11 protein-coding genes are annotated in these 14,564 nt (G+C 67.6%); 3 read left to right on the top strand and 8 right to left on the bottom strand.

Going from position 1 to position 14,564, the window contains the following annotated elements; all coding sequences use genetic code 11:
• Positions 1–50: 50 nt before the first annotated feature.
• The 4 genes from AB3X98_RS01720 to coxB are packed head-to-tail and all read right to left on the bottom strand — an operon-like array spanning position 51 to position 5,458.
• Positions 51–1,349 (bottom strand): cytochrome c, encoded by a 1,299-nt coding sequence (locus AB3X98_RS01720; RefSeq protein ID WP_368604669.1) that lies wholly within the window; start codon positions 1,347–1,349, stop codon positions 51–53.
• Positions 1,346–1,780, bottom strand: a complete 435-nt coding sequence (locus AB3X98_RS01715; protein ID WP_368604667.1) for a cytochrome C oxidase subunit I — start codon at positions 1,778–1,780, stop codon at positions 1,346–1,348. The genes AB3X98_RS01720 and AB3X98_RS01715 overlap by 4 nt, the downstream gene beginning before the upstream one ends.
• Positions 1,777–4,431 (bottom strand): cytochrome c oxidase subunit I, encoded by a 2,655-nt coding sequence (ctaD, locus tag AB3X98_RS01710; protein ID WP_368604666.1) that lies wholly within the window; start codon positions 4,429–4,431, stop codon positions 1,777–1,779. Before ctaD ends, AB3X98_RS01715 begins: the two co-directional genes overlap by 4 nt.
• A 1-nt stretch (position 4,432) precedes the next feature.
• Positions 4,433–5,458, bottom strand: a complete 1,026-nt coding sequence (coxB, locus tag AB3X98_RS01705) for a cytochrome c oxidase subunit II (protein ID WP_368604742.1) — start codon at positions 5,456–5,458, stop codon at positions 4,433–4,435.
• Positions 5,459–5,559: 101 nt separating this feature from the next.
• Here coxB and AB3X98_RS01700 point away from each other — a divergent pair, with 101 nt between their 5' ends.
• On the top strand, positions 5,560–5,742 hold the full coding sequence (locus AB3X98_RS01700) for a hypothetical protein (protein WP_342923528.1): 183 nt from the start codon (positions 5,560–5,562) through the stop codon (positions 5,740–5,742).
• Between the two features lie 55 nt (positions 5,743–5,797).
• Here the strand turns inward: AB3X98_RS01700 and AB3X98_RS01695 are convergent, their stop codons facing one another.
• Genes AB3X98_RS01695 through AB3X98_RS01680 form a run of 4 tightly spaced genes read right to left on the bottom strand, consistent with a single transcriptional unit; the run spans position 5,798 to position 9,199 of the window.
• Positions 5,798–5,950: a DUF6496 domain-containing protein gene (locus tag AB3X98_RS01695; protein ID WP_176732830.1), complete on the bottom strand. Its 153-nt coding sequence runs from the start codon at positions 5,948–5,950 to the stop codon at positions 5,798–5,800.
• 60 nt (positions 5,951–6,010) lie between these two features.
• Positions 6,011–7,672: a GMC family oxidoreductase gene (locus tag AB3X98_RS01690; RefSeq protein WP_368604665.1), complete on the bottom strand. Its 1,662-nt coding sequence runs from the start codon at positions 7,670–7,672 to the stop codon at positions 6,011–6,013.
• A complete protein-coding gene (locus tag AB3X98_RS01685) occupies positions 7,662–8,333 on the bottom strand; it encodes a gluconate 2-dehydrogenase subunit 3 family protein (protein WP_368604664.1) in 672 nt (223 codons plus the stop codon). Before AB3X98_RS01685 ends, AB3X98_RS01690 begins: the two co-directional genes overlap by 11 nt.
• Positions 8,330–9,199 carry a hypothetical protein gene (locus tag AB3X98_RS01680; protein WP_368604741.1) on the bottom strand — a complete coding sequence of 290 codons (870 nt, stop codon included), beginning with the start codon at positions 9,197–9,199 and terminating at the stop codon, positions 8,330–8,332. Before AB3X98_RS01680 ends, AB3X98_RS01685 begins: the two co-directional genes overlap by 4 nt.
• Before the next feature lie 213 nt (positions 9,200–9,412).
• Between AB3X98_RS01680 and AB3X98_RS01675 the strand changes: the two genes are divergently transcribed.
• Both AB3X98_RS01675 and AB3X98_RS01670 read left to right on the top strand, forming a co-directional pair.
• A complete protein-coding gene (locus tag AB3X98_RS01675; protein WP_069262288.1) occupies positions 9,413–10,402 on the top strand; it encodes a chemotaxis protein CheB in 990 nt (329 codons plus the stop codon).
• 73 nt (positions 10,403–10,475) lie between these two features.
• On the top strand, positions 10,476–14,555 hold the full coding sequence (locus tag AB3X98_RS01670; protein ID WP_342948277.1) for a CheR family methyltransferase: 4,080 nt from the start codon (positions 10,476–10,478) through the stop codon (positions 14,553–14,555).
• Positions 14,556–14,564 lie beyond the last annotated feature (9 nt).

Raw genomic sequence — 14,564 nt, 5'->3', positions numbered from 1 at the left:
TGGCGCGCGGTCGTTCCCCACCTCGCGCCATGCTTGACTGGGAGGCACGCTCAACGGTGGATCGCGCCGCGCAGCCGCGTAACTTCGGCGGGTGCGATGGGCGGCGCGTTGTTGCCCCACGCGCCGCGCACGAAGCTCGCCACCTGGGCGACCTCGCTGTCCGTGAACTGGGTGCGGAACCCGGGCATCTTGCGCGATGTGCCGCCATTACTGGTTTGCGGACTCTGGCTGCCTTCGACGATGAGGCGCAGTACGCTTGTCGCGTCGGACGACAGCGCGAGCGAACTGCCCGCAAGCGGCGGCGCCTTGTCGGGTTTGCCGGCGCCGTCGGCGCCGTGGCATTTTGCGCAGTACGAGAGATAGAGGCCGGCGCCGGGCCGCTCCGGCGTGCCGCCGTGCAATGCCGCCATGGTCGAGGCGCGCGCGGCCGGGGAATCGGCATACTGGCCACTCGCCTCGCGTGCGGGCAGCGATTTCAGATAAGTGGCGATGGCGTGCAGATCGTCGTCGCCCAGGTATTGCGTGCTCGCGCCCACCACGGGCGCCATCGCGCCGAATGCATAGGCGCGGTCGTTGTGCCCGTCGCGCAGGAACGCGGCGATGTCGTCGGCACTCCAGCGGCCCAGGCCGCTGCCGGGGTCGCCCGTGAGATTCGGCGCGTACCAGTGGTCGTTCACGCCGCCCGTGAGGTAGAGCGGGCTGCTTTGCGTGTAGCCCATTTCGTTGTAGGCGGGCCCGCGCGGCGTGTGACACGCGCCGCAGTGGCCGAGACCCTGCACGAGCCAGGCGCCGCGATTCCACTGCGCGGTCTGCCCGGGGTCGGGCTCGAAGCGGCCATGCTGTGCGAACGCGAGACGCCAGAACATCATCACCCAGCGCTGGTTGAACGGAAACGGCAGATGCGTTTGCGGCGCGGCATTCGGCACCGGCTTCACGCCATACATGAAGTACTGGTAGAGCGCGTTCACGTCGCTTGCCGCCAGCGCCGCAAACGACGGATAAGGCATCGCGGGATAGAGCCGCTTGCCGCCACGTGCTTCGCCGCGCTGCAAGGCCGCGGCGAACTGCGCGGGCGTGTAGTCGCCGATGCCGTGCACGGGGTCGGGCGTGATGTTGCTCGCGTAAATCGGACCGAACGGCGAATTCACGGCGAGACCGCCGCCGAAGGGTTCGCGTTTGGCGGAATCGTGGCACGAGGCGCAATCGCCCGCTTTCGCGAGCTTTTCCCCGAGTGCGATCTGGGCGGCATCGGGCGGCGGTTTCGTCGTCGCGAACGGCTCGTCGCGGTGGCAGCCGGCGAGCAGCACGAGGGCGGCGAGCACAGCGCTCGAACCGGCGCGGGAGTTCATCGCAACGCCCCGCATAGCCGTTCGAGCGGCAACGCGAACAGCACCGATATCGTGAATACGAGCGCGATCGTGAACGCCACGGCAACGGCCGTGCTGCTCCAGGCGAGAAAGCGGAAGGTGTCGCGCTGCGGCGTGTCGACGGCGGCGCTTTCGCGCCACGTGCGCCGCGCCAGCAGCGCGCCGGTGAGCGCCAGAGCGAACGCAGCGGCGGAGACGAGCGCAAGCGTCCAGTGCACGACCTCCCAGGGCTCGCCATTGCGTTGCGGGACGCCGCCGGCACACGCGGTGGCCGCGAGCGTCTGGCAGACCAGCACGTGGACCGCCCAGATGGCCGGCACGCCAAAAATGCCGTACCACACGGCAATATGCTGCCGCAGCGTGGGCCGGATGCGTGCGGGCACGGATGCTGGAGACGCGGCGGATTGCATCATCGTCCTCGCATCCAGTAAGGCGAGAGATAGAGCACGGAGAAGATGAAGAGCCACACCACGTCGACGAAGTGCCAGTACAGGCCGCCAATGGTGAGCGCCGCATCGCGTCTGCCGTCGAAGTAGCCGCGCGCGATCCAGAACGCGAGCGCGGCGAGCATCAGCACACCCGCCATCACGTGGGCCATGTGAAAGCCCGTGATCGTGAAGTAGAGCGAACCATACAGATGCGTCGCGAGCCCGTAGGGCCGGTCGTGCCACTCGAAGAACTGGATCGTGACAAACGCGATGCCGAGCGCAATGCCGGCGATCATCGACCAGAACGCGGGCCAGGAGCGCGCGCGCCGCACAAACGCGCCCGCGAGCCATACGAACACGCTGCTCGTGAGCAGCAGCGCCGTGTTCAGTCCGCTCATGCCGAGCTTGGGCAGGCCATCGGGCGGCCAGGGCTGTGCGCTCTGCGAAGCGAGATAGAGGTACGAGAAGATCAGGTAGCCGAACAGCGCGGTTTCCGTCACGACGAGCGTGAGCACGCCCCACCAGCCGCCCGCATGTTCGCCGGCGCTGCCCACGGGCAAGGCAAGGGTTTCGTCTTCGCTTCCTGTCGTGATCGACTCGGCAGTCGTCTCGGCGACTTTGCCGGCGGGCGTGGTGCCTTGCGGCGCGAACGGTTCGCGCTGTCCTAGCGAGCGCCGCGGCCACAGCCACGAGAGCAGCGCGAGTCCGCACGCGAGCCCGGCAAGCGCGGTGAACTGAGTCGAATGGAACAGCAACCCCACGAACACGAGCGTCGAAGCCACGCCCAGCACGAAGGGCGCGTAGCTGTCCTCGGGCATCTTGAGGATGACGTCGGGCTCGCCCATGAGGGGCGTGACGCCGAGCGCTTCGCGCCCGCGATGGAGCAGATAGCCGGGACGCGGCACATTTGCATCGGGCTGCCAGAGCGGGTCCCGCGAGCGCACGCTCGGCAGGATCGCGAAGTTGTACGGAGGCGGCGGCGACGAGGTCGCCCACTCGAGGCCCGCCGCATTCCATGGGTTCGCGCTCGCGCGTGCGCCGCGCCGCGCGCTCACGAGCGCATTGCCGATGAACATGGCGATGCCGATCGCGAACACGAATGCGCCGATGCTCGTGAGCAGGTTGGCCGTGTCCCAGCCCATGCCTTCCGGGTAGGTATAGATGCGCCGCGGCATGCCGAGGAGCCCGGAGATGTGCATCGGAAAGAAACCCAGATTGAAGCCGATGAACGTGACCCAGAAGGTCCACTTGCCGAAGCGCTCGTGCATGAGCCGTCCGGTGAACTTGGGAAACCAGTACGTGAGGCCGCCGAGCACCGGAAACACGTTGATGCCGAGCAGCACGTAGTGAAGGTGGGCCACGACGAAGTAGGTGTCGGTGAGCTGCCAGTCGAGCGGCACGGCGGCGGTCATCACGCCGGAAACGCCGCCCACGGTGAACATCAGCACGAATCCCGCGAAGTAGTAGAACGGCGTCTTGAACACGGGCTTGCCGGTCCAGATCGTGGCGATCCACGCGAACACCGCAATCGCGCTCGGCACGGAAATCACCATGCTCGCCGCACCGAAGAAGGCCAGGGCGAGCGGCGGCAGGCCCGTGGCGAACATGTGATGGAGCCACACTTCGAAGCCCACGAGCATGGTCGCGACCGTTGACAGCGCAACGGCCGCGTAGGCGACGATCGGGCGGCGGCAGAAAGTGGGCAGCGCGTCGGACACGATGCCCATGGCGGGCAGCACGACCACGTAGACCCACGGGTGCGCGAAGATCCAGAAGAGGTGTTGCCACAACAGGGGGCGCCCGTCGGCTGTCGTATCGAAGAAGTGCGAGCCCGCGTTGCGGTCGAGCCAGAGCATAAAGAACGCGAGGCTCACGGAGGGCACGGCGAGCAGATTGGCGGCCGAAGCCGTGAGCGTGCCCCAGACGAGGATGGGCAGGCGCGCGACCGACATGCCGCTGGCCCGCATGCGCAGGAACGTGATGACGAAGTTCCCCGCGCCCAATGTGGTGGAAATGCCGAGCAGCACCATGCCGAGCGCGTAGACGTCGATGTTCGGCCCGGGGTCGTAGGCGGCCGTGGAAAGCGGCACGTAGTTGAACCAGCCCGCATTGGCGCCCTGTCCCGCGGGAAAGCTTGCGTAGAGCAGAATGCCCGCGCCGAGAAAGACCCAGTACGAGAGCGCGTTCAGGCGCGGGAACGCCATGTCGCGCGAGCCGAGCACGAGCGGCCACAGGTAGTTCGAAAACCCGCTCAGCACCGGGAGCGCGTAGAGAAAGATCATCGTGACGCCGTGCATCGTGAACAGCTGGTCGTATTGCTCGGGCGTGAGCAGCGTTTCGTTGGGGCGCGCGAGTTGCGCGCGCATGATGAGCGCCTCCACGCCGCCAAGCACGAGGAACACGAACGCCGTGACGAGATAGCGGAGGCCGATGGTCTTGTGATCCACCGTGGAGAGCCAGCCGCGCCAGCCGGCGCGCGTTTCCCACATCTCCTGGAGGCGGCGCAGGGTGGCTTCGTCGAGCGGCGCCGTGCCCGTTTCCGGCACGCGCGAGAGGCGCCCGGCACGCGGACGGCGCGGCACCGTCGCGCTGGCGGGACGGTCGGAAGCTGCGGGGGAGGCCGGGATATCGTTCATGTCACTGGAGTGTGTCGAGCCACGCGCCGAGGTCGCTCGCCTCGGCCGGAGTGAGGGCAATGTCGGGCATGAGCGATTCGGGTTTGCGCTGCTGCGCGTGCGCGACCCAGTCGAGCCGGTTGACGGATGTGTTGGCGAGCGTGCCCGCGGCGATCAGGCGCCGCGAGGCGAGATGCGTGAGGTCGGGCGCCTGCATGCCGCCCGACTGCGTGCCGCGCACGGCATGGCAGCCGCCGCAGCGCGCGGCGAACAGTTGCTCGCCGCGCTGCGCCGCGCCGCTTTGCGCGGCCGCTGCGGGCTGCCGTTGCGCATCGAGCCAGCTCGAGAAATCGGCGGGGGCTTGCGCCACCACTTCCATGGCCATGTGCGCGTGCTGGGCCCCGCAGAACTGCGTGCACTGCCCGCGCCATACGCCGGGATGGTCGGCCTCGATCCACTGGTGATTGACCTGGCCGGGTATGGCCTGCGTCTTGCCCGCGAGCGCCGGAACCCAGAACGCGTGCACGACGTCTGCGCTTTGCAGATCGACGCGCACGGGCTCGCCCGTGGGAATGTGGATTTCGTTGGCGGTTTCGAAGCTCGCGCCCTCGGGCGTTCGATAGCTCACTTTCCACCACCAGTCGTAAGCCGTGACGGTCACGGTGAGCGAAGGCTCGCGCGGCGGGTCGGCCACGGCGGCCAGCACGCGCAGCATCGCCACGAGCGCGCCCAGCAACAGCACCGATGAAATGGCCGTGCCGACGGCAACGATGCGGTTCGCCGTGCGCTCGCCTGGCTCGTCGGCCACGTTGGTTTGTAACCAAGCTTCATCTTGCGCCGCGCCACCGCGACGCCTGCGCCGGATCGCCAGATAGAGCAACAACGCTATGACGATGCACACGCCCACGCACAGGACGGCGAGGCCCCAGTCGAGCGCCTGCAGCGGACCCGATGCGGGGCCCGCGCTGTGCAGGAAGTAGGCAAGTGGGGTCATGAGCGGCGCAGCAGCGTAGGCGTCCAGAACGTTTTTCGCCTGCGCACCCGGCATGCCCATGCACGCCTCATCGCTGTGCGAGCCAGGCACACGCGCTGCGCGATCCCGGCAGGCCCGCTACGCGCTTTTACCGGCGTTTTTTATGGAGATCGAGCATGCAAAGCCCTTACGACCTGCCCCGTTTTCGACGCGTCCAGATGGAGCCCGCCACGCCGCCGAAAAAGAACGATCCGGGCGGCGGCGCAGAACCCGACGAGCGCGAATCTGGCGCCCCTCAGGCGGAGCCGCACGAGTTGCCGGACCTGCCGGAACCTGCCGAAGTCGGCGAGGATGGCTAACTCACGAAACACGAAACGCGTGATGAAAGACGCGCCGCGTGCGCGGCGCGCCCGATCACTTCTGGTTCTTCTTCGGAATCTTCGCGCCGGATTTGCGCGCCTGGTTCAGCGCGATGGCAACGGCTTGCTTCTGCGACTTGCCTTGCTTCACTTCCGTCTTGATGTTCTTCGAGATCGCTTCGCGGGTTTTTCCCTTGCTGAGTGGCATGATGGCCTCCTTTTGAAAAACATCTGCGTCAACGCACGACGCGTGCCCGCGCGATGGTCATCAAAGCTCGCCGCGCGCGGCCAGCGTCTTGATGCGGTCGGCGGTGCGGCACGCAACGGCCTGGATGGTGAGCGAAGGATTGACGCCGCCTACGGTCGGAAACACGGAGCCGTCGCAGATCCATAAATTCGGAATGTCCCATGAGCGGCAGTCCGCATCGACGACGCTCGTTTGCGCGTCGCTGCCCATGCGCGCCGTGCCGTTCAGGTGGCAGGTGTCGTCGTCCTGGGTCCAGATGTCGCGCGCGCCCGCCGCCTCCAATGCACGGCTCATATAGTCCAGCGCGTGGTTCACGAGCCGGCGGTCGTTCTCGCCCATCGACCACGTGACGCGTGCGACGGGCAGGCCGAGCGCGTCTTTCTCGTCGGCGAGCGTCACGCGGTTGCGTTCCTGCGGGAGCGTCTCGCCCACCATCTTGAGACCCGCCTGATGGTTGTACTTCGTCATCTCGCGCATGAGCGCGTCGCCCCACAGGCCGCGGCTCGTTTGCGTCGCCGCCCAGACGAGCGGAAGCGGGCCCTGGCTCATGTAGCAATAGCCGCCGTGAAAGTCCTTGCCTTCGTCCTGATAGTTCCAGTGTTCGGTGAGCGCCAGCGAAGGCGGCCCCTTGTACCAGCGGATTTCGTCGTCGAATACGCCCCACGCGGCCTGGTTCGTCTGCACCATGAGATTCTTGCCGACGAGTCCCGAGCGGTTCGCCAGGCCTTCGGGAAAGCGACCGTTCGCGGAGAGCAGCAGCAGGCGCGGCGTTTCGATGGCGTACCCCGCCACGACCACGTTGCGCGCGCGCTGGAAATGCCAGCGCCCCTCGCGATGAAAATGCACGCCGGCGGCGCGAGCCAGCGCGTCGGTTTCGATGCGGCCCACCATCGCGAGATCGCGAATTTCCGCGCCCGCGCGCACGGCGCGCGGAATCCACGTGACGAGCGCGCTCTGCTTCGCGTTGGTCGCGCATCCCGACACGCAAAAGCCGCGATAGACGCACTGATGCGCGTCGCCGCGCGGCGCGGAGAGCGTCGCGAGCGGCGTGGGCGCCCAGGGAATGCCGAGCGCCTCGCAGCCGCGCGCGAGCACGAGGCCCGCGCCGTTGATTTCATGCGCGCGATACGGATAGCGCGGGCGTTTGGGTCCCCACGGATAGTTCACCGGTCCGGAGATGCCGAGCGCCTGCTCGACCTCGGTGTAGTAGCGCCACATCTCGCGCCAGTCGAGCGGCCAATCCACGCCATAGCCGAGTTTGGTGCGCGATTGAAACCACTCGGGCCGAAAGCGCAGCGAGACCATGGCGAAGTGGACGGTGCTGCCGCCCACCGCACGGCCGCTGTTGTTGCTGCCCAGCTGCAAGGGGTTTTCGCCGTCGCAGATGCGTTCGTCGGTCCAGTAGAGCTTGGCCTGGTGGGTCTCGTCGGAGGCGAATTCTTCGAGGGGCCGCCACCATGCGCCCGCGTCGAACGCCACCACGCGAAAGCCCGCCTCCGCAAGCCGGCAGGCGAGCGTCGCGCCTCCCGCGCCGGTGCCGACGATGGCGAAATCGACCGGATCGTCGAGCGCGTATTCGCGCATGCGCATCCAGCCGCCGCGCCGGAACACGTCGGGCGCGCGGCCGTGCTTGCCACGCGGCGCTTCGCTGGCGTCGGTCGAGTCGGCGAGATCAGCGCACACGCTCGTTCTCCCTGCGGGCCGCCTCGTGCGCCGCGTCGCTTTCGTCGGCGGCTTCGACGGCTTCCCAAGGATCGCGCCGGTTCGTATAGAGGCGCACGTAGCCGCGCGGATTCGCCGGGCCGCCAAAGCCCATCGCATTCCACGCGAGCGGGTGCGACCAGTACGCGGCGCTCACGTCGTGCAGCACGCGCTTCGCGAAGAACAGGTCGCACGGCATGCCGTGCCAGGCCCGGCTGCGCAGCTCGCCACGCTGCATGCGGGCGACGAGCGCACGCCGCCGTTCGTCGTCCAACTGTGCAAAGGGCTCCCCGCAGGCTTTCACGCTTTCCGCATCGAGGGCGGCGAGCCCCGTCTCCCAGGCGGCGCGCAACGGCGGCAGGCGGGCGTCGCGAAACCCGTCGCGGCGGTCGTCGAGCAGTTTGCCTTCCACGAGCGCGGCGACCGGCACGCGCGGAGCGTGCACGCCATTGACGTTGCCGGGCTGCGGCACGATCGTGTCGCACAGCGCGAGCAGCGTTTGCCACTGCGATGGACCGAGATAGCGCGCCTGGTTCGGGGTGTTCAGGCGCGCCGCGATCACCGCACGCGTGGGGGCGTCCCACGAAGGCGTGTCGCGTTTGGCAAGCACGTCGTAGCCGGGATAGGTCGGCGTTCGGGTCATCGTTCGGTCTCCCGCATGCGCAACGCCGCAAGCCCCGCGAGCGCGAGCGCGCTGAAGGCGGGCGGCGCGGGCAGGGGCGGCCCCGCGAACAGATTTTGCGACCAGTTGCGCCAGCCGCCCTGCGCGCGCGCCACGCCGTTCGCATGAAAGCCGAAGCCCGCAAAACCGAGCGCCGCCGTGAGCCGCAGCCAGAAGCGCGCGAACACGCTCGCGCGGGCCGCATGGCGGGGCGGGGCCCACGCCGCATGCGCGAGCAACGCGCTGCTCACAGGCACGATGGTCACGGGCGCGTACATCGCCGGATGCTGGAACGCGCCGCGAAAGTGCAGCAGCGCCGCCTCGGCCGCTGTGCCGAGCAGCCCCACGCCCGCCACCAGCGCGAGCGCCTTGCCCGCGGGCATGCCGAAGAGCTGCGGGTCGTGCCCGGGCTTGTCGCGCAACTGCTCGGCGACTGCGCCCAGCACGCCGGAGAGCACCAGCGCAAAGGGTGCGCCCGCCGGCGCGCCGTAAAAGGCGTTATGCCAGCTGAATCCGCCGGGCCGCTTCGTCACGTTGTAAAGATGGAAGGCGGTGCCCGTCACGCCGGTCGCGGCGCTGGTGAGCTGGATCGCGTGACGCAGCCCGTGCGAGGCCGCGCGCCGGTCCGCGCCGCCATGCAGCGCCGCGGCGAGCGAGCAGAGCGCCACGGCGGGCGGCAGGTACATCGCACGGTTTTCGAACGAGCCGCGATAGTGCTCCATGGCGCTGTCGGCCAGTACGGAGAGCGCGAGCAGCGCCGACCCATGATTGAAGCTGCGCGCTGCGGCCACGTGGTTGCCGCTCGCACGTGCGTGCGCCGCTTCGCGCAGGCTGCGCGTGGACCACATGGCGAGCGCGGCGCCCGCCGCGACGCTCGCGATGGCCGCGGCGGCGCGCGTGGATCGTGTCATCGGCCTGCCCTCCGTCCTGTTCGTCAGTCCCCGACGAAACAGCAAGGCAGATGCCGCGGCCCCCGCGCTCGCTCTCTGCCACCCGTGCAGGCACGGCAATTGCGCAAAGTGACGGATTGATCCCGATTCACCTGCCAGCCTGGACACCAATTGATCTACCGAGACTTCATCGCCATAGGCACATCGTCGGGCGGCGTCGATGCGCTTCGAAGTCTTGTGTCCGCGCTTCCGCCAGACTTGCGGGCGACGATCGCAATCGTGCTCCATGTGGGCAGCCACTACAGCCATCTGCCTTCGCTGCTCAACAGCGCAGGCCCGCTGCGCGCAGTGCATGCCGCGGACGGCGAAACCTGGGCGCGCGGCAGGATTTACGTGGCGCCCCCCGACCAGCACATGATCGTGGAGGGCTCGCATCTGCGGCTCGTGCATGCCGCGAAGGAAAACTTTGCCCGTCCGGCCATCGACCCGCTCTTTCGCAGCGTGGCCGCGGAACTGGGCCCGCGCAGCATCGGCGTGATTCTTACGGGCCTGCTGGACGACGGCGCGGCCGGTCTCGAGGCCATCCAGGCCTGCGGCGGCACCGGGATCGTCCAGGACCCGTCCGACGCCTTCGCCAGCGAAATGCCGCTCAACGCTGCGCCGTTCGCCGACTACATCCTGCCGCTCGCGGGCGTGGCCCACCGGCTCGTGGAATTGACGGACCGCGCGCCGCCCGCAACGGCCGAGGAAGGCGTCGCGAGACGCCGCGCCGCCGGGCTCGTCAGCACGGAGCTGCGCGCCTGGCGCGAGGGCAATGGACTGGCCGGCGATCTGACCAGCATCGGCACGCCTTCGACGTTCACGTGCCCCGAGTGCAACGGCACGCTCTGGCGCCTCGACTACTCGCGTCTGCTGCGCTACCGCTGCCATACGGGCCACGCCTACACGGCGGCCTCGCTCAACCGGGGCCGCAGCCGCGACGTGGAGCGCTCGCTGCGCGACGCGCTGCGCGCGCTGCGCGAGCGCGAATCGATGAGCCGTGCCCAGAGCGAACACTACCGGCAGTGCGGCGACCGCGATGCGCAGCAGCGGGAGGAGGAAACCGCGCGGCGTGCGGGCGATGCGGCAGGACTATTGCAGTCGATGCTCCTGGAGGGATAATGTCGGCGCAGCACCCGCGGCCTGAGCGCGCGAGTGCGAACGCGATTCATTCCAACTTCAGGACCTGGCGATCATGCCGAAACGACGTGGCCATATGCCCCGCAGCCAGACCAATTATCCGATCGTCGGTATCGGCGCATCGGCAGGCGGCCTTAGCGCGCTGCTGGCCTTCTTCGAATCCCTTCCCTCCCACACCTCGATGGCGTTCGTCGTGGTCGTCCATCTCGCGCCCGACCACGAAAGCAGTATGGCCGCGCTGCTGCGCAAGGCGACGGACATGCCCGTGGTGGAGGTGACGAGCCCGACGCCCATCGAGCCCGACCATGTGTATGTCATCACACCGTCACTCGATCTGGCGATGGTGGACGACTATCTGCGCGTTTCTCCCAGTCAGCCTCAGGAGGGCCGCCGCGCGGCGATCGACGTGTTCTTCCGCACGCTCGCCGAAACGCATCACGAGCGCGCCATCGGCATCGTGCTATCGGGCGCGGGCTCGGACGGCTCCGCCGGCCTCTCGCGCGTCAAGGAAATGGGCGGCATCACGTTTGCCCAGGATCCCTCGGAGGCGGAATACGACAGCATGCCGCGCAGCGCCATCGCCACCGGCATGGTCGACTTCGTCACCACGGCGGCGGAGATGCCGCAGCGGCTGATGGACCTCTGGTCGACGACGAAGGAAATTCAACTGCCGGTCGCGGAAAGCGAGGAGCGGCGCGAAGAGCATATCAACGAGGCGGCCGAGCGGGCGCTGCGCGAGATCATGATCATCCTGCGCACGCGCACGGCGCACGATTTCCGCCACTACAAGCGCGCCACCGTCCTGCGCCGCATCGAACGGCGCTTGCAGGTCAACGGCATCACCGACCTGCAGGCGTACCGGGACCATCTGCATCTGCATCCCGAGGAAACCCAGGCGCTGCTGCAGGACATGCTCATCAGCGTCACCAACTTCTTCCGCGACAAGGAAGCGTTCGACGTGCTCGAGCGCGAGGTCCTGCCGCAGCTGTTCGAAGGGCGCGGCGAACAGGACCGCATCCGCGTGTGGTCCGTGGGCTGCGCCACGGGCGAGGAAGCCTATTCGCTGGCGATGCTGCTCCAGGAGCGCTCGCTCAAGTCGACGGAAGGCACCTCGTTCCAGGTGTTCGCAACCGACATCGACGAACGCGCGATTTCGTTCGCGCGCACGGGGCTCTTCCCTGACTCGATCCTCGCCGACGTCACGCCGGCACGCGTGCGCCAGTTCTTCTCCAAGGACGCCGCGCATTATCGTGTGAAGAAAGAACTGCGCGAGCACATGCTGTTCGCGCATCACAACGTGCTGAGCGATCCGCCGTTCTCGCGCCTCGACCTGATCTGCTGCCGCAACCTGCTGATCTATCTCGACCGCGAAGCGCAGATCGAAATCCTCAAGATGTTCCACTTCGCGCTGCGGCCGGGCGGCGTGCTGTTCCTCGGCAGTTCCGAATCCGCGGACAGCGTGAGTTCGATGTTCACCGTGGTGGACAAACGCAACCGCATTTACCGGGCGAACATGGCGGTGCGCGGCGACACGCCCGTGCCCGTGGCGATTGCCGGCACGATGAACGCGCGGCCCGTGGTCGCGACTGTGCAGCCGCCGGGGCGCCGCCGCTTTTCGTTCGGCGACCTGCACCAGCGCCTCGTCGAACAGTACGCGCCGCCTAGCGTGCTGGTGAGCCGCGATTCGGAAATCGTGCATCTGTCCGACCGCGCGGGCCGCTTCCTCCAGTATTCGGGCGGCGAGCCTTCGCACAACATCGTCGCCGCCGTGCGCCCGGAATTGCGGCTCGAGCTGCGCACCGCGATCTACCAGGCGCTGCACACGAACCGCAGCGTCGAGGCACGGCGCGTACGTCTGGAGCGCGACGGGCGCTCGTATTTCGTCAACATGACGGCGCGGCCGGTGCACGACCCCGAGGCGAACGCCGACTTCGTGCTCGTGCTCTTCGACGAAGTCGAAGACAGCATGAGCGGGGTGGAAACGGCTTCCGTAGACGTGCAGAAGGACCCGATCATCACCCAGCTCGAACGCGAACTGCAGCGCACCAAGGAGCAGCTGCAGTCGACCATCGAGCAGTCGGAAACCTCGACGGAAGAACTGAAGGCGTCCAACGAGGAACTGCAGGCGATCAACGAGGAACTGCGCTCGGCGACCGAGGAACTCGAAACCAGCAAGGAAGAGCTGCAGTCGATCAACGAGGAGCTCACCACCGTCAACGCGGAGCTGAAGTCGAAGGTCGAAGAGACCAGCAAGATCAACGACGACTTGCAGAACCTGATCGCGGCGAACGATATCGGTACGATCTTCGTGGACCGCAACATCTGCATCAAGCGCTACACGCCGCGCGCGACCGACGTGTTCAGCATCATTCCTTCGGATATCGGCCGCTCGCTGCTCGACATCACGCACAGGCTCGAATACGACAAGCTCGCCGACGACGCCGCCGAAGCGTTCGACTCGCTGCGCCTGATCGAGCGCGAGCTGAAGAGCAACGACGGGCGCTGGTATCTCGCGCGCTTCGTGCCGTATCGCACGACCGAAGACCGTATCGACGGCGCGGTGCTCTCGTTCATCGACATCACCGGGCGCCGCCAGGCCGAAGACCAGTTGCGCGAAGGCGAGCGGCGCATGCGCATCGTCGCCGAGGGCACGAAGGACTACGCGATCATCACGTTCGACGACGAAGGTTACATCACGAGCTGGAACGCGGGCGCGGAACGCATTTTCGGTTATACGGAGGCCGAAATGATCGGTCAGTCCGCCGATCTGCTCTCGACCGAAGAAGACCGCGTGAACAAGGTCGCCGACCGCGAGTTCGCGCTCGCGCGCCAGCATGGCCGCACCGACGAGGAACGCTGGCACCTGCGCAAGGACGGCACGCGCTTTTTCGCGAGCGGCGTGCTCTCGCGCCTCGACGAAGCGGGCGTCAGCGGCTTTGCCAAGATCGCGCGCGACCTGGGCGAGCTCGTGCCCGCGGACGCGGACCTGCACAACGCCACGCTCGAACAGGTGCGCGACGCCGGCGAGCGCGACGGGCAGCGGCGCCAGGACGAGTTTCTCGCGGTGGTGTCGCACGAACTCAAGCATCCGCTGAACTTGATCTCGGCGAGCGCCGAACTCATTGCGCGGGCGCCGGAAACGCGCCAGAGCCTGAACCTCACGCGCGCGGCGGACACGATCCGGCGCACCGTGGTCGGCCAGGCGCAGATCATCGACGACCTGCTGGATATTTCGCGCGTGCGTACCGGCAAGCTTTCGGTCATGCGCTCGGCGGTGGACATGCGCGAGATCGTGCAGCGCGTTTGCCACGCCGTGCAGTTCGAGGCGCAGCAGCGCGGCATTGCGCTGAACGTCTCGGTCACACAGACGCCGGTGATCCTGCATGCCGATTTCACGCGCATCGAGCAGATTGTCTGGAACCTCATCAGCAATGCGATGAAGTTCACCCATCGCGGTTCGGTGGACGTCTCGCTGGAGGTCGCCGAAGACGAAGCCGTGCTGCGCGTGAAAGACACCGGCACCGGCATCGAACCGGCGCTCCTGCCGCATATCTTCGACATGTACAAGCAAAGCCGGCAGTCCGCCGCGCGGCGCTCGGGTCTCGGCATTGGCCTTGCGCTCGTGCGGGAACTCGTGACGATCCACGGCGGCAGCGTGCGCGCGGAGTCGCAGGGCCTGGGGCGCGGCGCGACGTTCACGGTGACGCTGCCGATGCAGCGTTCGTTCGCGCATGCGGAAAGCCACGACGGCGCGGCCGTGGCGTCGCTGCAGGGGCTCCATATCCTGATGGTCGACGACGACGCCACCACGGTCGAGACGTTCAAGCTGCTGCTGGAGAGCGAAGGCGCGAATGTGCAGACGGCCACGAGCGGCGAGGAAGCGCTGACGCTGCTCAACGGCAACGCGCCGGATCTCGTGCTGTCCGATCTCGGCATGCCGGGCATGGACGGGTACGAGTTCATTGGCAAGCTGCGTTCGCAGCCCGCGCTCGAATCCGTGATCTGCATCGCGCTGAGCGGCTTTGGCCAGGAGGCCGATGTGGAGCAGTCCGAGCAGGCGGGTTTCGACGCGCACCTCAAAAAGCCGGTACAGCTCGAAGATCTGCTGGCGACTTTCGCGCGCTTGAGACGCTAGTTCGCGAGC

Origin of the sequence: Paraburkholderia sp. BR14312 (assembly GCF_040948675.1) — a bacterium.
Taxonomy (GTDB): Bacteria; Pseudomonadota; Gammaproteobacteria; order Burkholderiales; family Burkholderiaceae; genus Paraburkholderia; species Paraburkholderia nodosa_A.
Note: the sequence above shows the minus strand (reverse complement) of the source record. Positions and strands in the feature narration are given on the sequence as shown.

What these genes read in the sequence shown, in the direction of transcription:
- AB3X98_RS01720 (WP_368604669.1), bottom strand. Translation starts at nt 1,349, where the DNA reads ATGAACTCCCGCGCCGGTTCGAGCGCTGTGCTCGCCGCCCTCGTGCTG.
- AB3X98_RS01715 (WP_368604667.1), bottom strand. Translation starts at nt 1,780, where the DNA reads ATGATGCAATCCGCCGCGTCTCCAGCATCCGTGCCCGCACGCATCCGG.
- ctaD (WP_368604666.1), bottom strand. Translation starts at nt 4,431, where the DNA reads ATGAACGATATCCCGGCCTCCCCCGCAGCTTCCGACCGTCCCGCCAGC.
- coxB (WP_368604742.1), bottom strand. Translation starts at nt 5,458, where the DNA reads ATGCCGGGTGCGCAGGCGAAAAACGTTCTGGACGCCTACGCTGCTGCG.
- AB3X98_RS01700 (WP_342923528.1), top strand. Translation starts at nt 5,560, where the DNA reads ATGCAAAGCCCTTACGACCTGCCCCGTTTTCGACGCGTCCAGATGGAG.
- AB3X98_RS01695 (WP_176732830.1), bottom strand. Translation starts at nt 5,950, where the DNA reads ATGCCACTCAGCAAGGGAAAAACCCGCGAAGCGATCTCGAAGAACATC.
- AB3X98_RS01685 (WP_368604664.1), bottom strand. Translation starts at nt 8,333, where the DNA reads ATGACCCGAACGCCGACCTATCCCGGCTACGACGTGCTTGCCAAACGC.
- AB3X98_RS01680 (WP_368604741.1), bottom strand. Translation starts at nt 9,199, where the DNA reads ATGTGGTCCACGCGCAGCCTGCGCGAAGCGGCGCACGCACGTGCGAGC.
- AB3X98_RS01670 (WP_342948277.1), top strand. Translation starts at nt 10,476, where the DNA reads ATGCCGAAACGACGTGGCCATATGCCCCGCAGCCAGACCAATTATCCG.